The following is a 20,450-nucleotide window of genomic DNA, read 5'->3' on the forward strand; positions in this document are numbered from 1 at the left end:
TGTTTTTCATATCTCAGTAAAAATGTGCATACTGCATAAAAAATCGGTTGCAATTCTCGCGATAGTGGGTTATAATTACGAACAAGGAGTAATCGACTCCAATGTGCGCAAGCGAAAGAACAAAATGGCAGGAGAGTGTGTAATTATGGCGACATTTCCGGTAAACAAGATCCGAAACGTATGCATCATGGGTCACGGCGGCGACGGTAAGACCTCGCTGGTCGAGAGCCTGTTATTCACCGCCGGGGTTACCGACCGCGTCGGTAAGGTACCCGATGGAAATACCGTATGTGATTTCGACCCCGAAGAGATCAAGCGCCAGTTCTCCATCTCGACCGCCGTTGCACCGGTCGTATGGAACGACTGCAAGATCAACCTGCTCGACACCCCAGGCTTCTTCGATTTCGAAAACGAGGTCAATCAGGCACTGCGCGTGTCCGAGTCCGCGCTGATCGTTGCAACCGGTAAGTCCGGCCCCGGTGTCGGCACCGAGAAGGCATGGGCGCGTGCGGAAGAGCGCAAGATGCCCCGCATGTTCTACATCTCCAAGATCGATGAGGAAAACTCCGATTACTATACTTCGCTGCATAAGCTGCAGAAGCAGTTCGGCGTTTCGGTTTGCCCGATCGTCGTGCCCATCTTCGAGGGCAATCGTGATACCGTCGGCGTTGTCGACTGTGTAATCCGCAAGGCATACCGCATGGACGGCACCAAGCGCGTCGAGATCCCGATCCCGGAGAACATGGTAGACCGTATCGATCAGCACCGCGCAGCACTGTGCGAGAACGTTGCAGAGCTGTCCGAAGAGCTGATGGAGCGCTACTTCGCAGGCGAAGAGTTCTCGGACGAAGAGCTGATCGCCGGCATCCGTCAGGGCGTCAAGGACCTGGTCATCGCACCGGTATTCTGCGGCACCGCTGCAACCGGTATCGGTTCTTACGCACTGCTCAAGGGCATTGCCGATTACATGCCGTCTCCCGACGAAGCACCGGTTGAGGTCTGCGAGGACGAGAAGGGCGAGCTGATCGAGATTAACTGCACGCCCAACGGCTCGACTGTAGCTATGATCTTCAAGACGGTTGCCGACCAGTACGGCAGATTCTCTTACTTCAAGGTATTCTCCGGTTCGGTTAAGCAGGATATGACTCTGGTAAACCGCCGTGCAGATGCCAACGAGAAGATGGCACATATCTACGAGATCTGCGGCAAGAAGACCACCGAGGTCACCGAAATCGGTTGCGGCGATATCGGCGCAGTTGCAAAGCTCGTAACCACCAAGACTGGCGATACGCTGTCTATGTCGGTTCGTAAGGTCAACCTCGACCCGGTACAGCCGCCCAAGCCGTGCTATGCACAGGGCATCGCACCCAAGAATAAGGGCAACGAAGAAAAGCTCGCAACCGGTCTGGCTCGTCTGCGCGACGAAGACCCGTCCTTCTCCACCGAGTACAACACCGAGACCAAGCAGATGCTGATCTCGGGCATGGGCGATATCCATCTGGATGTGATCTGCTCCAAGCTCAAGAACAAGTTCGGCGTTGAGGTCGAGCTGTCCAAGCCCATCGTGCCGTACCGCGAGAAGATCCGCAAAAAGGTATCGGTTGAAGGCAAGCACAAGAAGCAGTCGGGCGGTCATGGTCAGTATGGTCACGTCAAGATGGACTTCGAGCCCTGCATGGATCAGGATTTCGTCTTTGCAGAGAGCATCTTCGGCGGTTCGGTTCCGAAGAACTTCTGGCCGGCAGTTGAAAAGGGCATCCGCGAGGCCATGGAGCACGGTGTGCTGGCTGGCTATCCGCTGGTCGGCCTGAAGGCTACCCTGACCGACGGTTCTTACCACGATGTCGACTCCAACGAGCTGTCCTTCAAGATGGCTGCTCGTCTGGCATACAAGGCTGGTATCCCGCAGGCATCCCCGGTTCTGCTTGAGCCCATCTGCTCGCTCAAGGTTCTGATTCCGGACGCTTACATGGGCGATGTCATCGGCGATCTGAACAAGCGCCGCGGCCGTATCATGGGTATGAACCCGGTTGACGGCGGCAAGCAGGAGATTCTAGCCGAGGCACCGATGGCAGAGCTGTCTGACTATGCCATCACCCTGCGCTCGATGACTCAGGGCCGCGGCTCGTTCGAGTCCGAGTTCATCCGCTACGACGAGGCACCGGCTCCGGTACAGGAGAAGGTCATCGCCGACAACAAGGCTCGCCTGGAGGCACTGGGCGACTGAGTCTGATTACAAAAAAGTCCCCCTGATTCCGTGCGGGCAGCGCACGGCCTGCACGGGATTTGCAAGAAGGGCATCCAAAACAGTGGATGTCCTTCTTTTTTGTGGTTCTAAATCGGCCTGCCCGTCCATATCTTTGTGGTAAGGATACGCGATGGGAGGCGTTGGGATTTATGGTAATGTATGCGACCAAACTGACCCGCAGAAAACTGGTAGTCGGCCTGCTGGCGGTCTGTGCGATGGTGGTGGGTGCGGGCTGTTGGCTGTTGGGCGGGGAAGCGGATACCGCCAGCACGGCAGCCGAGGTCAGTATCTCGTGTAAGCTCAAGACGAACGATGACCGCGTGGCATTTTTGCGGGGATATGGCTGGGAAGTCGATGAAAACCCGGTGTCCGAACAGGACGTGCGCATCCCGGATACCTTCGACGCGGCCTACCAGAGCTACAATGAACTGCAAAAGACACAGGGGCTGGATCTGACCCGCTATCAGGGCAGGAAATGCCAGCTGTACGTCTATCAGGTGCGCAACGACCCAAGCGGAGAAACCGGGGTCACGGCCAATCTGGTGCTCTACCGGGACAACTTAATCGCGGCGGATATCTGCTCGGAAGATGCAGACGGTTTTGTCCGAGCGGTTACAGATCGTTCGGCGGGCGATCAGACGCAGACACCGTCCGAGGGCGAATAATCGCGAAAAAATGCGAGCCAGACCGGAAAAATCGGTCTGGCTTTTCGCTGTTTTACCGGAAATTTCCGCTATGGTTACACCAAACGAGCCGGTCAAATCGTAAAAAATACCTGAAGGATTTTGTGCATGTTTGTGGAAGGTAAGCAGAGGCGTTGTAAAAAACTAACAAGAGTGAGCGAAGAAATTCGGTTTTTTTTGCTGGAGCTATTGTGCAAAGTGCAAAAAAGTGGTACGCTATGTGTATCTGAGGAAAGGAAGGGATGTGCATGGCGCGGGAGCGTCTGGATAAGATGCTGGCGAGCCGCGGTGCGGGCAGCCGCAAGGAAGTGGGCGGCCTCATTCGTGCCGGACGAGTCACGGTCAACGGTGCAGCCTGCCGCGATCCGGCTTGCAAGGTGGATGCCGACGTGGACACCATCTGTGTCGACGGTGTGGCGCTGCGTGCGCGCCGCGAGCGGTATTTTATGCTCAACAAACCGATGGGCGTGATCTCGGCAACCGAGGACGCGGCCCAGCAAACGGTCTTGAGTTTGCTGCCCGAGCGTGAGCGCGACGGTCTGGCACCAGTCGGACGGCTGGATAAGGACACCGAGGGCCTGCTGCTCCTGACCGATGACGGTGCACTCAATCACGCACTGACCTCGCCGCGCAGACATGTGGACAAGCGGTATCGGGCGCTGGTGTCGGGCACACTGGCAGATGACGCGGTACAGCAGTTCTCGAACGGTCTGACGCTTGGGGACGGGACAAAATGCCGTCCGGCCGAGCTGACCGTGGGAGCGGTGCAGCCGGACGGTCTGACCGAGGTGTTCGTTGTGCTGCGCGAGGGCAAGTACCATCAGGTCAAGCGCATGGTCGCCGCTGTCGGCGGGCATGTCGAGGCACTCGAGCGACTGTCCATGGGGCCGCTTGTGCTGGACGCGGCACTGGCGCGCGGGCAGTATCGGCCGCTGACCGAAGAAGAAATTGCGGCGCTTTTTGCGGCAGTTTCGGGTGGCAGTTGACGCAAAAATATGGGATTTTGCGTCGGATTGGAAAAATATACAAAGATTCATGAAAATTTTTGTGTAAAAATGGACGAACCTGTGGTATAATTTCTTAAAAAAGATAGAATGAGAAATCTTTTGTTGTATAGGTTGCCGAAGCGTGCGGCGGCAGATACAGCACACAGGTTACGGGCGGAAAAAAGATTGATCTTCAAAAAAGGGAAAGGTGATGGATATGGCTTCCAGATTGTTCCAGTCGATTATTCTGCAGATGAAGGATACGGTGGATCGCACAATCGGTATCGTAGATGCAACCGGTGCGGTTATCGCTTGTACCGATCTGCCCCGCATCGGTGAGATGCGTGAGGACGCAGTGACCGAACTGGGCTACGCGGGTGATATGATTCGTTTCGGCGGATATACCTACCGCTCGGTCGCTGACCGTTCGACCCGTTTCGAGTACGCAGTATTCGTACAGGGCGAGGATGAGCTTGCGCGCTCGGTATGCGCACTGGCTTCGGTCGCGATCAACAACATCAAGACGCTGTACGACGAAAAGCACGACAAGGCAACCTTTGTCAAGAATATCATTCTGGACAACATCCTGCCGGGTGATATTTACATCAAGTCGCGTGAGCTGCACTTCGGAAACGATGTGCCGCGCGTGGTCTTCCTGGTGCGCCAGCTCGAGCGTGTGGACATTGCGGCAATCGACGTGATTTCCGGTCTGTTCCCGGACAAGCAGCGTGATTTCGTCCTGCATATCAGCGAGTCCGACATCGTTGTGGTCAAGGAAGTCAAGGCAAGCAGCGAGCCCAAGGACCTCATCAAGCTGGCAAAGCAGATTGAGGAGGCTCTGTCGTCCGAGCTGCTCGTCAAGTGCATCATCGGTATCGGTTCGATTTCCTCTCAGATGAAGGACATCGCAAAGTCCTTCAAGGAGGCACAGATCGCCATTGAAGTCGGCGGCGTATTCGACACCGAGAAGTCCATCGTCAGCTTTGAAAACCTGGGCATCGGCCGTCTGATCTATCAGCTGCCGACCACCCTGTGCGAAATGTTCCTGACCGAGGTATTCAAGCGCGGTTCGATCGACTCGCTCGACCAGGAGACGCTGTTTACTATCCAGAAGTTCTTCGAGAACAACCTGAACGTATCCGAGACCTCGCGTAAGCTGTTCGTACACCGCAATACGCTGGTCTATCGTCTGGAAAAGATCAAGAAGCTGACCGGCCTCGACCTGCGTGAATTCGACCATGCAATTGTGTTCAAGGTTGCGCTCATGGTACGCAAATACCTGTCCAGCCGTGAGGAAGGCAACTTCTAAAAATTCAACAAAAATCTGTTTTTCGCCTGGGAGTTGGGAACAAATCCCGGGCGGATTACGTCTATCAGAAGTGGTAGACTGCACACAGGAAAGGGAGGGAAACTGAACCGTGATTAGCGTAAAAGAAGCCAGCATGGTGTATGACAATGGCTGCCGCGCGCTCAACAAAGTCACGTTCCGCATCGAGGAAGGCGAGTTCGTCTTTCTGGTCGGCGCGTCGGGCTCGGGCAAATCCACAATCATCAAAATGCTGACTGCCGAGGTACGTCCGGTCGAAGGCCGCGTCCTCGTCAACAACTTTAACATTGGCAAGATCAAAAAGCGTGAGATTCCTTATCTGCGCCGTACGCTCGGCGTTGTCTATCAGGATTTCCGTCTGATCGAAAACAAGACGGTTTATGAAAACGTCGCTTTCGCCATGCGCGCCATCGGTGCGTCGGGCAAGGCCATCAAAAACCGCGTGCCCTATGTGCTCGAGCTGGTTGGACTGATCGGCAAGGAAGACTGCCGTCCGGTCGAGCTGTCGGGTGGTGAGCAGCAGCGTGTCGCAATCGCGCGTGCACTGGTCAATAACCCCCGCGTCATCATCGCGGACGAGCCCACGGGCAACCTGGACCCCGAGCGTTCGCTCGAACTGATGGTCCTTTTCGAGAAGATCAACGAACTTGGCACCACCGTCCTCATCGTAACCCACGCAAAAGAGCTGGTTGACCAGTTCGGCAAGCGCGTTATTATGATCAACAAGGGCGAAGTCGCCAGCGACCAGACAGGTGGGTATTACACGTATGAAGAAGAGTAGTATCGGATACTTCCTCAAGGAAGGCTTCCGGAATATTTTTCTGCATGGCTTTATGAGCTTTGCAGCAGTCAGTGTGATCGTGGTCTGTCTGATTATCACCGGCACGACCGCACTCATTTCCTATGACATTAACTTAAACATCGTCAAGCTCCAGAACGAGAGTGAGATCGTTGTTTATATCGAAGATACGTACACGACCGAAGAGGCGCGTGATATGGAAAAGACCATATTACAGGTCGATAACGTCGCAAAGGCGGAGTTTGAGGACAAGGACACCGCTTTGGAGGAGTACCGCGAGGAGCTGGGCGAGAATGCCGACCTGCTCGACGGCTTTGATTCCTCCAACAACCCGTTGCGCGACGCCTTCCACATCACCATGAAGGACCCGTCCAAGGTCGCAGCGACCAAGGCAGCGCTCGAGAGCGTGGACGGCATCGGCAATGCCGTGGCAAACGAGGAAGTTGTCGCACGCCTCATCCAGCTCCAGCGCATGTTCCAGGCAATTTCGGTTACTCTGGTTGTCGCACTGGGTCTGATCTCGATCTTTATCATCGCGAATACGGTTAAGCTGGCCATGTTGGCACGCCGCCGCGAGATTTCCATTCAGAAGATGGTCGGCGCGACCAACTGGTTCATTCGCTGGCCGTTCGTCATCGAGGGTCTGGTGCTTGGCCTGCTGGCCGGTGCGATTGCATTCGGTCTGGAATGGGCGCTGTACGAGCAGCTGTCCGGCTTCATTCTGGACAACCTGCCGCAGTTCACCATGGCAGAGTTCCAGGGCCTGATGTTCTACGTATTGGGTATCTTTGCCGGTGCAGGCGTGATCGTCGGCGTGGGCGGTTCGTCTCTGACCATCCGCAGATTTATGGATGTATAAGGGGACTGGCCAGTGAATAAGACCATCCGAAAAATCACGGCAGCCGGTATCATCGCGGCGCTGATGGCAGGCATGCTGCCCGGAACGGGTTCCATGCCGACCGCGGAGGCCGCGAGCAAGAGCCAGCTGCAAAACCGACTGGCAGAGCTCAAAAGCGCGAGAGCCGAGGCGAATGCAGCGGTCAAGGCACTCGAGGGCGAGGCCGAGAAGTACAGCGAAAAGATTGCGGCGCTGGACTATCAGATTCAGTCCACCCGTGCCCAGCTCAACACCACCCAGAAGATCATAGACACGCTGACCGAGGACATCGAGGAAAAGCAGGTCGAACTGGACGAGACGGTCAAGGAGCTGGACGACAAGCAGGAGCTGTTCGAGACGCGCATTCGTGTCATGTACGAGAATGGCGACACGACTTACATGGAAGTGCTGCTCAGCTCGGAGAATTTTTCCGATATGCTCAGCCACATGGAAATCGTCAGCCAGATCATGGACTACGACAAAAAGGTCGTTGAGGAGTACAAGGCATTGAAGCTCAGCATCGAGCAGCAGAAGGCTTCGCTGGAGTCCGACCGCAAGCAGCAGCAGGACTACGCCGACGATCTCAAGGTCGCGTACGAAGAGATCGAAGCGCAGAAAAAGGAGTACAAGGCACTCAAGGCCAAGGTTGACAGTAACATCGAGCTGAAAAAGGCCGAGGCCGAGCGCATGCTGCGCGAACAGGAACAGATCAACGACGAGATCGCGGAGCTGTCCCGGCAGGAAGCAGCTGCGGTTTCTTCGAGCGGCGGCGGAGGCGGCGGTAAGGTGTACAGCGGTTCGATGACCTGGCCCTGCCCGTCGTACAACCGTATCAGCTCGCCTTACGGCTATCGTACCCATCCGATCAGCGGCACACGCAAGCTGCATAAGGGACTGGATATCTCGGCATCGAGCGGCAATCCGGTCATTGCGGCGGCATCGGGTACGGTCGTCAAGAGCTATTTTTCTTCTTCTTACGGCAACTATGTTGTCATCAGTCATGGGGGTGGCGTGATGACAGCGTATGCGCATATGACACGCCGTCTGGTTTCGGTCGGAGAGCGCGTCGCAGCCGGCCAGCAGGTCGGCACGGTCGGATCGACCGGCAACTCAACCGGCCCGCACCTGCATTTTGAGGTGTATGTCGGCGGTTCGACTGTAAATCCGATGAACTACTTCAACTAATTTTCAGCAAGGAGAGCGAGTTCCCATGTACCACAAAAAACGAAACCGCATCATTGCAGCCATCATTGCGGGGGTATTGGCTGTACTGATGATCGGTTCGACCATCTTCGGTGCGCTGAGTATGGCGATGGCTGCGAGCAAGACCGAACTGAACAATAAGCTGGCCGATATCAAGAGCCAGAAGGCAGAGGTCGAGGCAAAGCTTGCCGAATATGAAGAGCAGAAGGATAACTATACGGGGCAGATTGGAACACTCAACAACAAGATTAACCTGACCGAGCAGGAAATTGATGCGACCGAGCAGGCGATTGACGCGCTGACCGAGTCCATCGAGGAGACCAAGGCAAACCTCAAGCAGGCCGAAAAGGATCTTGAAGAAAAGCAGGAACTGTTTGAGACGCGCATTCGTGTCATGTATGAGAACGGCGATACTTCCTATATGGAAGTCGTGCTCAACTCGGAGAGCTTCGGCGATATGCTGGACAACATCGAGATCGTCAGCCAGATCATGGACTACGACAAGGGCGTTGTCGGTGAGTATACCGCCATCCGCGACAGCATTCAGGAGATGGAGAAGTCGCTGGAATCCGACCGCAAGCAGCAGCAGGAGTACAAGCAGTCCCTGGAGGAAGAAAAGCAGGGCCTGGAGGACGATAAGGCCGAACTGACCGAGCTGCTGGCCAAGGTTGAAAACGACAGTGCGTATGCACAGAAGGTCAGCGATCAGCTGGCAGCTGAGCAGGAACAGATCAGCGACGAGATCGCAGAGCTGTCCCGTCAGGAAGCAGCGGCAGCTGCTGCGGCTGCGGCAAAGAAGAAGCAGTCTTCGTCGTCTTCGTCTTCGAGCTCGTCCTCGTCTTCTTCGTCGAGTGCAAGCTATTCGAGCGGCGGCTCGGGTTCGATGATCTGGCCGTGTCCGACCTATACATACATCAGCTCGTATTTCGGCGGACGTGTCAGCCCGATTACCGGTGTATGGCAGAGCGGACATAAGGGCATTGACATCGCATCGGGTAAGGGTAATCCGATCATTGCGGCGGCATCGGGTACGGTCGTCAAGAGCTACCTGTCGTCGTCCTACGGCAACTATGTTGTAATCAGCCACGGCGGTGGTCTGATGACCGCGTATGCGCACATGACCCGCCGTATGGTATCGGTTGGTGACACGGTTGCAGCCGGTCAGCAGATCGGTACGGTCGGCTCGACCGGTAACTCGACGGGCAACCACCTGCACTTCGAGGTTTACCGCAACGGTTCTGTCGTCGATCCGCTCGACTACGTCAGCCCGTAATCTAAGCACAATCACACAAACCGGGGAAAGGGGGCTATCCTCTATCCCCGGTTTTGTCTGTCTGTACAAAATAAAGCGAAAGGAAACAGCAAAGGCATGAGCAAAGGCATTTCCAAGGGCACAGCGGTCGTGCTGTGTGTGCTGAGCGCGGCGACCGCGTTCAATGCGTCCTATCTGGTGATGAATCGCTATTATCAGAACAAATTGCCCGACTATGAAGCCAATAACGCCATTTATGGCAAACTCGGAGAGATTCGCGAGCGGGTAGATGACCTGTATGTAGGCGAGTACGACGTGCAGGATGCGGTCGATATGGCCTGTGTGGGCTTTGTCACCGGCGTGGGCGACCGCTGGAGCAGCTACATGTCCAAGGAGGAGTACGAGAGTTATACCACCTCGCTCGAAGGACAGGCTTTCGGCATCGGTGTGTACACGACGTATGATCAGCAGGAAAACCGTCTGCGCATCATCGAAGTGTACGAGGGTTCGGGCGCAGAGGAGGCCGGACTCAAGCACGGCGATGAGATCGTCGGTGCGGGAGACAAGACGCTGGAAAAGGACGGCTATCAGGCGGTCATCGACGCGATTGCGGGCGATGAGGGCACCGACGCACAGGTGATGATCCGGCACGCGGACACCGGCGAGACCGAGACTCTGGCCATCGAGCGGCGCGAGGTCACTGCAACTATGGTAACCGGAAAGATGCTCGACGACACGACCGGCTACATCTACATTTACAACTTCCACCAGCACGCCGACGAGCAGTTTGAGAAGGTGCTGAATGAGCTGCTGGACCAGGGTGCACAGAAGCTGATCTTTGACGTGCGCAACGATCCGGGCGGATCGGTCGAGGTGCTGGCCAACATGCTCGATCCGCTGCTGCCCGAGGGCACGATTATGACCCTGCGCGCCAAGGACGGCACGGAAAAGGTGTACTCCTCGGACGCGGAAGCACTCGATCTGCCCATGGCCGTACTGGTCAACGCCGACTCGATCTCGGCAGCCGAGTTCTTCGCTGCCGCCTTGCAGGAGTACGGCAAGGCCATCGTTGTTGGCGAGCAGACCATCGGCAAGGGCTATTCCCAGCGCACCTATCCGCTGTCGGACGGCTCGGCGCTACGCCTGTCGGACAACGAATACTTTACCCCGCAGGGCAAAAGCCTGATCGGTACCGGTGTCACGCCCGATATTTCGGTCGATCTGCCAGCAGAAAAGGCGCAGGATTTCTATTTCCTCGCCCCGGAAGACGACGATCAGCTCATCGCTGCACGAAATGCGCTATCTTAGCGAAAGGCGTAAAAGTACGGGCAAAAACGTCGCGTGTAAACTGGTAAAAATGCAAAAAGTTCGGAAACTTCATCCCGGCTCGCTTGACATCGTGATTGTGAGTCCATATAATAAGGTGTAATGGTTTCCATAGGTTTAATACCCAAAAATTTATCATAGAGAGGGATTTGTCACATGGCGAAGGAATTTAAACTGACGCAGGAAAGCTTGGATAAGCTCAAGGAAGAACTGGAATATCTCAAAACCGTCCGTGAGAAGGAGGTCGCCGAGCAGATCAAGGAAGCACGCTCGTTTGGTGACCTGTCCGAGAACTCTGAGTACGATGAGGCAAAGAACGAGCAGGGCAAGCTCTATTCCCGTATCGCTGAGGTCGAGAATATCATTGCACACGCTGTTGTCATCACCGACGATATGTACGGTCAGGACGAGGTTTCCCCCGGCTGCCGTTTCAAGGTAGAGGACGTAGAGTTCGGCGAGGTGGAGGAGTACCACTTTGTCGGCTCGCAGGAAGCTGACCCGATGGACGGCAAGATTTCGGACGAGTCTCCGTTCGGCAAGGCTGTACTGGGTAAGAAGGTTGGTCAGATCGTTGAGGTCGAGGCACCGGCCGGCACCATCCAGTATAAGGTCATCGAAATCATCAAGTAAGACAGAAAAGGGGAAAGATCGAACATGGCAAACGAACAGAAGAACGCGCCGGCAGCCGAGCCGACGCAGGCAGAGCTCAACGAACTGCTGCGCATCCGCCGCGATAAGCTGCGCGAGCTTCAGGAAGCTGGTGCAGACCCCTTTGAGCAGGTACGCTTTGACCGCACCAATTTCACCACCGATATCAAGGACCGCTTTGAAGAGATGGAGGGTCAGACCGTCCGTCTGGCTGGCCGTATGATGTCCAAGCGCATCATGGGCAAGGCATCCTTTGCAGACCTGTCCGACCGCTATGGCCGTCTCCAGCTGTATGTCACCCGTGACGCACTGGGCGAGGACGTTTACAAGGGCTTTAAGAAGATGGACATCGGTGACCTCATCGGTATCGCCGGCGAGGTATTCCGCACCCAGAAGGGTGAGATCTCGGTCAAGGTGACCGAGCTGACCCTGCTGTCCAAGAACCTCATTCCGCTGCCCGAGAAGTGGCACGGTCTGAAGGACACCGATATGCGCTACCGTCAGCGTTACGTTGACCTTATCATCAACCCCGAGGTACGTGACACCTTCGAGAAGCGCTCGGCAATCGTGCGTGAGATCCGCCGCTTTATGGATGGCCGCGGCTTCATGGAAGTTGAGACTCCCTGCCTCAACACCATCCCGGGCGGTGCGGCAGCACGTCCGTTCATCACCCATCACAATGCGCTGGACATCGACATGTACATGCGTATTGCAACCGAGCTGCACCTCAAGCGTCTGATCGTCGGCGGCCTCGAGCAGGTCTACGAGATCGGCCGTATCTTCCGCAACGAGGGCATGGACACCCGCCACAACCCGGAGTTCACCACCATCGAGCTGTATCAGGCATACACCGACTATCAGGGCATGATGGACATCACCGAGGATATGGTCGTACATGTCTGCGAGAAGGTTCTGGGCACCACCAAGGTCACCTACCAGGGTACCGAGCTGGACTTCTCCAAGGGCTGGAAGCGCATGACCATGGCAGACGCAGTCAAGGAGTATTCCGGTCTGGACTTCATGGCAATGAGCCCGGAAGAGGCACTCGAAGCTGTCAAGGCACGCGGTCTGGAGATCGAGAAGAACAAGGACAGCTGGGGCGACCTGCTGGCACAGTGCTACGACGAGTATGTTGAGGAGAACCTCATTCAGCCGACCTTTATCACCGATTACCCGGTTGAGATTTCGCCGCTGGCCAAGCGCAAGGCATCTGACCCGCGCCTGACCGAGCGTTTTGAGTGCTTTGTTTACGGCCGTGAGCTGTGCAACGCATTCTCCGAACTCAACGACCCCATCGATCAGCGTCAGCGCTTTGAGCGTCAGGTTGCTCTGCGCGAGGCTGGCGACGATGAGGCAAATATGATGGATACCGATTTTGTCACCGCACTCGAGTACGGCATGCCGCCCACGGGTGGTATGGGCATGGGCATCGACCGTCTGGTTATGTTCCTGACCGACTCGGCTTCCATTCGTGACGTACTGCTGTTCCCCACCATGAAGCCGCTGGCTGGCGAGCGCTCGGCAGAGGCTGAAAAGCCGGCTGCACCGGCTGCTGCTGCCACCGAGGCATCGGCAGAAGTTGCTAAGCCCGACTTCTCCAAGGTCAAGATCGAGCCGCTGTTTGAGACCGAGGTCGACTTCGACACCTTCTCCAAGTCGGACTTCCGTGCGGTCAAGATCAAGCACTGTGAGGCCGTGCCCAAGAGCAAGAAGCTGCTCAAGTTCGTTCTGGATGACGGTACCGGTACCGACCGTGTCATCCTGAGCGGCATCCATGAGTATTATGAACCCGAAGCGCTGATCGGCAAGACCGCCATCGCGATCGTAAACCTGCCGCCGCGCAAGATGATGGGTATTGATTCGTGCGGTATGCTGATCTCGGCCGTCCACGAGGAGGACGGACACGAGGGACTCAACCTGCTGATGGTAGACGACCGCATTCCGGCAGGCGCTAAGCTGTATTAACCGCCCTGCGGCAAGTACTGAGAACCGATAGTAAGCCTGCGTGTTGTGCATCAACCCGCAGGCTTTCGGCATATTGTTTTCATTCAAGAGGTTACATGGAGTTTACTGCGATCACAAGCCGCCAGAATGCGACGCTCAAACACCTCGCACGGCTGGCGCGAGAAAAGAAATATCGCCTCAAGACCGGTGAGATGGTCTGCGAGGGCGAAAAAATGCTGGGCGAAGCGCTGGACTCGGACATCCGGGTGGGTGCGGTGCTCGTGCGTGCAGGTACGGCGTGCGATGATGCACTGCTGGCGCGTGCAGCGGCGCAGGGCGCGTCGCTCCTGACGGCAGAGAAAGCGCTGTTTGACCTGGCAACCGATGTCGAGACCCCGCAGGGTGTGCTGTTCTCGTGCGAGAGACCGGTGCGTCAGACGGTCGATTTCTCGTCTGTGCGCCGCGCTGTCCTGCTCGACGGTCTGCAAGACCCGGGCAATCTGGGCACCATCCTGCGCACCGCCGACGCATTCGCGCTCGATCTGGTCATCCTGTGCGAGGGCTGCACCGACCCGACCGCACCCAAGGTCGTCCGTGCGACCATGGGCGCGGCCTTCCGGCAGCCGGTCTGTCAGATGCCGCTTGCCGAGGCCATCGATGCTTTGCAGCAGCATGGCGTCCCGGTCTATGCCGCAGCGCTCGAGCCCGACAGCGTCCCGCTGCCGCCCGAAGGACTGCCCGAACGCTCGGCGGTCATCATCGGCAACGAGGGCAACGGCGTGACACAGGCCGCACTCGACCTGTGTGATCACAAGCTCATCATTCCCATGGCTGGACGCGCCGAATCGCTCAATGCGGGTGTTGCCGCGGCCATTCTGATCTGGGAGATGACTAAAAAAGGAGGATAAACCATGTCAAAGCGCGTATACTGGCTGTGGCTGACCACCCGGGACGATCTGGGCGCCGAGACCATCCGCAAGCTGACCACCTCGTTCGGCACACCGGAATTTTTGTACGGTGCGACACGCGAGCAGCTCATGCAGACCGGACTCAAACCCCGTCAGATCAATGCGCTGTGTGACAAGGATCTCTCCCGCGCAGAGGACATTCTGCGCGTCTGCGAGCAAAAGAAAATTCAAATCATCACCATAGAGGACAGTGCTTACCCCGACCGCCTGCGCGAGATCGCCGATCCGCCGGCTGTGCTGTACGTCCGGGGAACACTGCCCGATTTTGACCGCGCACCGGGCGTGACCATCGTCGGGACGCGGTCGTGTTCGGCTTACGGTCTGCGCATGGCAGAGCGCTTCGGCGCGGCGCTGGCCAAGGCCGGATTTACCGTGATTTCGGGCATGGCACGCGGTATCGACACCGCAGCCCATCGCGGCTGTCTGAAAGCCGACGGCACGACGGTTGCCGTGCTGGCCGGCGGTGTTGACCTGTGCTATCCACCCGAAAATAAGTACCTGATGGGCGATATCATGCTGGCCGGTGCGGTCATCAGTGAGAACCCACCCGGTACACCGAATGAAGGCTTTCGCTTTCCCATCCGCAACCGCATCATGAGTGGACTGGCCGCGGCGACGCTGATCGTCGAGGCACCGCTGCACTCGGGTGCGCTCATCTCTGCCCGACAGGCTTTTGAGCAGGGCAGGGAGGTCTTTGCTGTGCCCGGACCGCTCGATGTACCCGGTTCGGCGGGCTGTAATCGCCTGATTCGCGACGAGTGCGCCCGTCTGGTGACCGGCCCGATGGATATTGTGGACGCGCTTGCGCCCATGCTGCGCCAAAAGCCCAATGCAGGCGTTGTGCGCACGGTATTTTTGCGGGACGATCACAAGGACAGCATGTGGGACGATACGCCGGTGCGCCCTTATCAGGTCATTCAGCGACGCAAACAACCCGAACCTGCGCCGTTAGAACCACTGAAAATTCCCGATTTACCGATTGTACCGGAACCCGAGCCGCCGAAAACCGCTCGGCCGCGCATCCCCGAGGGACTGAGCGGCAGCGAACGTGCGGTTGCCGAGGCGATCGCAGCGGGCGCGGACACGGTCGACGCGGTCAGCGAGGCCACCGGCCTGCCAGCTTCCGAGGTCGCGGCCGCATTGGTGCTGCTCGAGCTGGACGGCATCGCCCAGCACAAGGGCGGACGGTGCAGTCTGTGCGAAAACCTTAACTTTTGAACACTTTCGAGGGCATTTTTGCCCCGTTTCCGATAGAAACACATGAGTGGAGGAATACTATGTCCAAACTGGTAATCGTAGAGTCCCCGGCCAAGGCAAAGACCATTGGCAAGTATCTGGGCAGCGACTATGTGGTCAAAGCCTCGATGGGACATCTGCGTGACCTGCCGAGAAAGACCATGGGTGTCGATCTCGAGCACGATTTTGAACCGGAATACGGCCCCATTGAGGGAAAAGATAAAATCATCTCCGAACTGCGCAAGGCTGCCAAGGAAGCAGACTTTGTTTATCTGGCGACCGACCCCGACCGTGAGGGTGAGGCGATTTCCTGGCATCTTAAGAGCCTGTTGAATCTCAAGGACGGAGAATACAAGCGCGTGACCTTCAACGAGATCACCAAGAAGGGCGTGCACTACGGTATCGAGCATCCGCGCGATATCGACGTTGATCTGGTCGACGCGCAGCAGGCGCGCCGCATCCTCGACCGCATCGTCGGCTATCGTCTGTCACCCTTCCTGTGGCGCAAGGTCAAGCGCGGCCTGTCGGCTGGACGTGTCCAGTCGGTCGCAACCCGTCTGGTTGTCGATCGTGAGCAGGAAATCCGTGCGTTCCAGCCCGAGGAATACTGGTCGATCGAGGCCGTTCTGCGCACACAGGCAGGCGGCACTTTCACCGCGCGCTACTATGGCGAGCCTGACGGCAAGGTCGAGCTGAAAAATGAGGAACAGACCCGCAAGATCGTGGACGAGGTCACCGGCAAGCCGTTCCTCGTGTCCACCATCAAGAAAGGCAAGAAGAAAAAGTCGGCTGCACCTCCGTTTACAACGTCCACCTTGCAGCAGGAAGCATCGCGCAAGCTCAATATGGTGCCCAGACGCACCATGAGCGTAGCACAGGAACTGTACGAAGGCGTTGAGCTGGGCGGCGAGTACGGCCTGACCGGTCTAATCACCTACATGCGTACCGACTCGCTCCGTCTGTCCGACGAGGCAACCGCTGCCGCTGCTGCATACATTCAGAAGCGCTACGGCGAGCAGTTCTATCCGGGCAAGCCGCGCGTATTTAAGACCAAGGGCGCAGCACAGGACGCGCACGAAGCCATTCGTCCGTCCAACGTCGAGATCGAGCCCGAGGCAGTACGCGACCAGCTGACCCCTGACCAGTACAAGCTCTATAAGCTCATCTGGTCGCGTTTTGTTGCCTGCCAGATGGCAGACGCGATTCTGGACACCATTTCGGCTGATATCACGAGCGAAGGACATATTTTCCGTGCGTCCGGTCATACGGTTGCCTTCCCGGGCTTTACTGCGGTCTACGAGGAGAGCACCGATGATGATAAGCAGAGCGAGAAGGGCGAAAAGAGTGAGTCCGGCAAGCCGCTGCCCGCATTTGATGAGGGCGACAGCCTGACGGCGGACAAGATCGACCCGGCACAGCACTTCACCCAGCCGCCTGCACGCTACACCGAGGCTTCGCTCATCCGTGCGATGGAGGAGAAGGGCATCGGCCGTCCGTCCACCTATGCACCGACCATCGCGACCATCATTGACCGCGATTATGTCAGCAAGGAAAACCGCAGCCTGCGTCCGACCCCGCTCGGCGAGGGCGTCACCGGTCTGCTGGTCGATAAATTCAAGTCGGTGGCCGACTACGAGTTCACCGCAAACATGGAAAACCAGCTTGACGAAGTCGAAGCGGGTAAGGTCGCTTATGTGCAGCTGCTGCACACCTTCTATGATGGCTTTGCCGGTGCACTCGAGCAGGCTGAGAAGGATCTGGACAAGACCCGCATCAAGATCCCGGACGAGGAAACCGACGTTGTCTGCGAGAAGTGCGGCCGTAAGATGGTCATTAAGTCGGGCCGATTCGGCAAGTTCCTGGCTTGCCCGGGCTTCCCGGAGTGCACCAACACCAAACCCATGAGCGAGGATACCGGTGCATCCTGTCCGACCTGCGGCGCGAAGGTCGTTAAGAAAAAGTCTGCACGCGGCTATGTTTACTACTCGTGCGAGACCTACCCGACCTGCCAGTTTATCACCTGGGATAAGCCGCTCAAGACCAAGTGCCCAGTCTGCGACTCGTCGCTGTTCCGTCACACCGACCGCGATTCCAAGGAAGTCACCGACGTGTGCCTGCGTGAGGGCTGTACCTATAAGGAGTTGGTCAAGGAAGGCGTATCGCCTGAGGAGGCCGAAAAGAATCGTCAGCGCCGTGAAGCGCGTGCAGCTAAGGCGGCAGAGCGTGCAGCGGCCAAGGAAGCCGAAGAAGCTGAGAAGAAGACCAAAAAGACGACGCGCAAGACCAAGAAGGCCGAAGATGCCGAGGGCGAGGAACCCAAGAAGAAGGCCACCCGTAAGACGACCAAGAAGGCAGCGGCTGAGGGTGAGGAGCCCAAGAAGAAGACCACCCGTAAGACGACAAAGAAGGCCGAGACTGCTGAGGGCGAAGAGCCCAAGAAGACCACCCGTAAGACGACCAAGAAGGCCGAGACTGCTGAGGGCGAAGAGCCCAAGAAGACCACCCGTCGGACGACCAAGAAGGCAGCGGCTGAGGGTGAGGAACCGCAGAAGAAGACCACCCGCAAGACCACGAAGAAGGCGGAGACGGAGGAAGTATGAACAAAGTGACAGTAATCGGAGCCGGTCTGGCCGGCTGTGAGGCGGCTTGGCAGCTGGCCGAGCGCGGCATCGCGGTCGAGCTCCACGAGATGAAGCCCGACAAGATGACCCCGGCGCACCATTCGGCGGACTTTGCCGAGCTGGTCTGCTCCAATTCGCTGCGCTCGAACGAGCTGACCAACGCATCCGGCCTGCTCAAGGAAGAGCTGCGCCGTCTGGGCGGTCTGGTCGTGCGCTGCGCGGACGAGACCCAGGTTGAAGCGGGCGGTGCACTCGCGGTTGACCGTGAAGCCTTTGCACGCCGCGTCACCGAGCACATCCGAAACCATCCCAATATCACAGTTGTACCCGGTGAGGTGACCGAACTGCCGGCAGAGGGCGAAGTCATCGTGGCAACCGGTCCGCTGACCTCAGATGCGCTGTTTGATGCCATCCATGCCCGCGTTGGCGGTGATTTCCTGCACTTTTTCGATGCGGCAGCGCCCATCGTGACCTTTGAGTCCATCGACATGGAGCACGCTTATTTTGCATCGCGCTACGACAAGGGTACCCCGGACTACATCAACTGCCCGTTTACCCGCGAGGAGTTCGACGCGTTCTGGGAAGCACTGACCACAGCCGAAGAGGCTGAGGTGCACGGCTTTGAGGACAAGCTGGTCTTTGAGGGCTGCATGCCCATCGAGGTCAACGCACGCCGCGGACACGACACCCTGCTCTTCGGTATCTTGAAGCCGGTCGGTCTGCCCGACCCCAAGACCGGACGCGATCCCTACGCTGTACTTCAGCTGCGCCGTGATAACGCGCAGGGCAGCCTGTACAATCTGGTCGGCTGCCAGACCCACCTCAAGTGGGGTGAGCAGAAGCGCATCTTTACCATGATTCCGGCGCTGAGAAATGCCGAGTTTGTGCGCTACGGTGTCATGCACCGCAATACCTTCCTGGACTCGCCGCGTCTGCTCGATCATAACTTTGCCCTGCGTGCCGACCCGCGTATCCGCTTTGCCGGACAGATGACCGGTGTTGAGGGATATATGGAGTCCAACGCTTCGGGCTTCCTGGCTGGTCTGGCGACTGCCTGCAAGATTCTGGGCAAGGACGCGCCCGACTTCCCGTCGACAACCGCCATCGGTGCACTGGGCCGCTACATTTCCAACGAGACCGTGGCAAAGTTCCAGCCCATGAACATCAACTTTGGCATCATCGACCCGCTGGGCTATAAGATTCGCGGCAAGCGCGAGAAAAATGCAAAAATCTCCGAGCGTGCGCTCGAAGTGATCGACACCATGAAAAAGGAGTTTGAGCTGAGATGAAGATTGCAGTAGACGCGATGGGCGGCGACAACGCGCCCGAGGCCGTTGTCTGCGGTGCGGTGCGTGCCGCACAGAACTACCACGAGGAAATCATTCTGGTCGGACAGGAGGATAAGATTCGCGAGGTACTCAAGGCGCACAATGCTGAGAACACCCCGGGTATCACCATCCTGCATGCACCCGATCTGGTAGACATGCACGACGACCCGGCCACCGTTCTGCGTGCAAAGCCGCGGTCTTCCATGGCAGTGGCACTCAATCTGGTCAAGAAGGGCGAGGCTGACGCGATTGTCAGCGCTGGTTCGACCGGTGCGCTGCTGTCGGGTGCAACCCTGTTCTGCAAGCGCATCAAGGGCGTGCGCCGCGGTGCGGTCGCACCGGTCATGCCCTGCAAGGGCGGTCAGGTACTGCTGATCGATGCAGGCGCAAACACCGAGTGCACTCCCGAATATCTCCTGCAGTTTGGCGTGATGGGTTCGCTCTACATGCAGAAGATCAAGGGCATCGCAAACCCGCGTGTCGGTCTGGTCAACAACGGTTCGGAGGACTCCAAGGGTGACCCGCTGCGCCGCGAAGCCTATGCACTGCTCAAGGCGGCAGGCGAGGCCGGTCATATTAACTTTGTCGGCAACGTCGAGGGTCGTGATGTACCGCTGGGCGCGTGCGATGTCGCTGTCTGCGACGGTTTTGCGGGCAATGTCATGCTCAAGACCATCGAGGGCGTTGCAAAGTTTATGGCGGGTGCCATCAAGGATGTCTTTACCGCAAATCTGGGCACAAAGCTTGCCTATCTGGCCTGCAAGAAGGGCATGGATGATTTCCGCTCGCTGTTCGATCAGGATGCGGTAGGCGGTGCGCCCTTCATCGGTATTTCCCGTCCGGTTATCAAGGCGCATGGCTCGTCCAATGAGACCGCGTTTATGAACGCCATCCGTCAGGCGATCGAGTACAAAAAGAGCGGCATGATCGAGGCGATCGAGCAGAACGTCCAGCACATGACCGCTGAATAAAGTTCCTCTTTGCAATTTTTTCAAAAGGGGTTG

At 57.4% G+C, this 20,450-nt stretch carries 16 protein-coding genes; all 16 read left to right on the forward strand.

Features of this window, described 5'->3' with window-relative positions; translation table 11 throughout:
* Positions 1 to 145: 145 nt before the first annotated feature.
* Positions 146 to 2,227 carry an elongation factor G gene (fusA, locus tag B5F17_RS00525; protein WP_016148317.1) on the forward strand — a complete coding sequence of 694 codons (2,082 nt, stop codon included), beginning with the start codon at positions 146 to 148 and terminating at the stop codon, positions 2,225 to 2,227.
* A 170-nt stretch (positions 2,228 to 2,397) separates the two neighbouring features.
* Entirely contained in the window at positions 2,398 to 2,913 is a 516-nt protein-coding gene (locus B5F17_RS00530; protein ID WP_016148316.1) for a DUF4830 domain-containing protein, read from the forward strand.
* Between the two features lie 266 nt (positions 2,914 to 3,179).
* Entirely contained in the window at positions 3,180 to 3,917 is a 738-nt protein-coding gene (locus B5F17_RS00535; RefSeq protein ID WP_407922583.1) for a pseudouridine synthase, read from the forward strand.
* Positions 3,918 to 4,134: 217 nt separating this feature from the next.
* Complete coding sequence (locus B5F17_RS00540; RefSeq protein ID WP_016148314.1) at positions 4,135 to 5,226, forward strand: PucR family transcriptional regulator; 1,092 nt, start codon at positions 4,135 to 4,137, stop codon at positions 5,224 to 5,226.
* A gap of 109 nt (positions 5,227 to 5,335) precedes the next feature.
* Positions 5,336 to 6,025, forward strand: coding sequence for a cell division ATP-binding protein FtsE (gene ftsE, locus B5F17_RS00545; RefSeq protein ID WP_016148313.1), 690 nt, complete (start codon positions 5,336 to 5,338; stop codon positions 6,023 to 6,025).
* Entirely contained in the window at positions 6,012 to 6,902 is an 891-nt protein-coding gene (gene ftsX, locus B5F17_RS00550) for a permease-like cell division protein FtsX (protein WP_087369805.1), read from the forward strand. The genes ftsE and ftsX overlap by 14 nt, the downstream gene beginning before the upstream one ends.
* 12 nt (positions 6,903 to 6,914) lie before the next feature.
* Positions 6,915 to 8,105: a murein hydrolase activator EnvC family protein gene (locus B5F17_RS00555; RefSeq protein WP_087369807.1), complete on the forward strand. Its 1,191-nt coding sequence runs from the start codon at positions 6,915 to 6,917 to the stop codon at positions 8,103 to 8,105.
* 25 nt (positions 8,106 to 8,130) lie between these two features.
* Complete coding sequence (locus B5F17_RS00560) at positions 8,131 to 9,396, forward strand: murein hydrolase activator EnvC family protein (RefSeq protein ID WP_087369810.1); 1,266 nt, start codon at positions 8,131 to 8,133, stop codon at positions 9,394 to 9,396.
* Between the two features lie 96 nt (positions 9,397 to 9,492).
* On the forward strand, positions 9,493 to 10,683 hold the full coding sequence (locus tag B5F17_RS00565) for a S41 family peptidase (RefSeq protein ID WP_087369812.1): 1,191 nt from the start codon (positions 9,493 to 9,495) through the stop codon (positions 10,681 to 10,683).
* 174 nt (positions 10,684 to 10,857) lie between these two features.
* Complete coding sequence (greA, locus tag B5F17_RS00570) at positions 10,858 to 11,331, forward strand: transcription elongation factor GreA (RefSeq protein ID WP_087369814.1); 474 nt, start codon at positions 10,858 to 10,860, stop codon at positions 11,329 to 11,331.
* Between the two features lie 24 nt (positions 11,332 to 11,355).
* Complete coding sequence (lysS, locus tag B5F17_RS00575) at positions 11,356 to 13,314, forward strand: lysine--tRNA ligase (protein WP_087369816.1); 1,959 nt, start codon at positions 11,356 to 11,358, stop codon at positions 13,312 to 13,314.
* Between the two features lie 95 nt (positions 13,315 to 13,409).
* The gene (locus tag B5F17_RS00580; protein ID WP_087369818.1) at positions 13,410 to 14,201 is read left to right on the forward strand and encodes a TrmH family RNA methyltransferase; all 792 of its coding nucleotides are present in this window, start codon (positions 13,410 to 13,412) and stop codon (positions 14,199 to 14,201) included.
* A gap of 3 nt (positions 14,202 to 14,204) precedes the next feature.
* On the forward strand, positions 14,205 to 15,479 hold the full coding sequence (dprA, locus tag B5F17_RS00585) for a DNA-processing protein DprA (protein WP_087369820.1): 1,275 nt from the start codon (positions 14,205 to 14,207) through the stop codon (positions 15,477 to 15,479).
* 59 nt (positions 15,480 to 15,538) lie between these two features.
* The gene (gene topA / locus B5F17_RS00590; RefSeq protein ID WP_087369822.1) at positions 15,539 to 18,097 is read left to right on the forward strand and encodes a type I DNA topoisomerase; all 2,559 of its coding nucleotides are present in this window, start codon (positions 15,539 to 15,541) and stop codon (positions 18,095 to 18,097) included.
* Positions 18,094 to 19,407: a methylenetetrahydrofolate--tRNA-(uracil(54)-C(5))-methyltransferase (FADH(2)-oxidizing) TrmFO gene (gene trmFO / locus B5F17_RS00595; RefSeq protein WP_087369824.1), complete on the forward strand. Its 1,314-nt coding sequence runs from the start codon at positions 18,094 to 18,096 to the stop codon at positions 19,405 to 19,407. Before topA ends, trmFO begins: the two co-directional genes overlap by 4 nt.
* Positions 19,404 to 20,417 carry a phosphate acyltransferase PlsX gene (gene plsX, locus B5F17_RS00600; protein WP_087369826.1) on the forward strand — a complete coding sequence of 338 codons (1,014 nt, stop codon included), beginning with the start codon at positions 19,404 to 19,406 and terminating at the stop codon, positions 20,415 to 20,417. The genes trmFO and plsX overlap by 4 nt, the downstream gene beginning before the upstream one ends.
* Positions 20,418 to 20,450 lie beyond the last annotated feature (33 nt).

Source organism: Butyricicoccus pullicaecorum, from assembly GCF_002160355.1.
GTDB classification, from domain to species: Bacteria; Bacillota; Clostridia; order Oscillospirales; family Butyricicoccaceae; genus Butyricicoccus; species Butyricicoccus pullicaecorum.

Excerpts from the sequence above, each read along its gene's own strand:
- fusA (WP_016148317.1), top strand. The coding sequence starts at position 146 with ATGGCGACATTTCCGGTAAACAAGATCCGAAACGTATGCATCATGGGT.
- B5F17_RS00530 (WP_016148316.1), top strand. The coding sequence starts at position 2,398 with ATGGTAATGTATGCGACCAAACTGACCCGCAGAAAACTGGTAGTCGGC.
- B5F17_RS00535 (WP_407922583.1), top strand. The coding sequence starts at position 3,180 with ATGGCGCGGGAGCGTCTGGATAAGATGCTGGCGAGCCGCGGTGCGGGC.
- B5F17_RS00540 (WP_016148314.1), top strand. The coding sequence starts at position 4,135 with ATGGCTTCCAGATTGTTCCAGTCGATTATTCTGCAGATGAAGGATACG.
- ftsX (WP_087369805.1), top strand. The coding sequence starts at position 6,012 with ATGAAGAAGAGTAGTATCGGATACTTCCTCAAGGAAGGCTTCCGGAAT.
- B5F17_RS00560 (WP_087369810.1), top strand. The coding sequence starts at position 8,131 with ATGTACCACAAAAAACGAAACCGCATCATTGCAGCCATCATTGCGGGG.
- B5F17_RS00565 (WP_087369812.1), top strand. The coding sequence starts at position 9,493 with ATGAGCAAAGGCATTTCCAAGGGCACAGCGGTCGTGCTGTGTGTGCTG.
- greA (WP_087369814.1), top strand. The coding sequence starts at position 10,858 with ATGGCGAAGGAATTTAAACTGACGCAGGAAAGCTTGGATAAGCTCAAG.
- lysS (WP_087369816.1), top strand. The coding sequence starts at position 11,356 with ATGGCAAACGAACAGAAGAACGCGCCGGCAGCCGAGCCGACGCAGGCA.
- B5F17_RS00580 (WP_087369818.1), top strand. The coding sequence starts at position 13,410 with ATGGAGTTTACTGCGATCACAAGCCGCCAGAATGCGACGCTCAAACAC.
- dprA (WP_087369820.1), top strand. The coding sequence starts at position 14,205 with ATGTCAAAGCGCGTATACTGGCTGTGGCTGACCACCCGGGACGATCTG.
- topA (WP_087369822.1), top strand. The coding sequence starts at position 15,539 with ATGTCCAAACTGGTAATCGTAGAGTCCCCGGCCAAGGCAAAGACCATT.
- trmFO (WP_087369824.1), top strand. The coding sequence starts at position 18,094 with ATGAACAAAGTGACAGTAATCGGAGCCGGTCTGGCCGGCTGTGAGGCG.
- plsX (WP_087369826.1), top strand. The coding sequence starts at position 19,404 with ATGAAGATTGCAGTAGACGCGATGGGCGGCGACAACGCGCCCGAGGCC.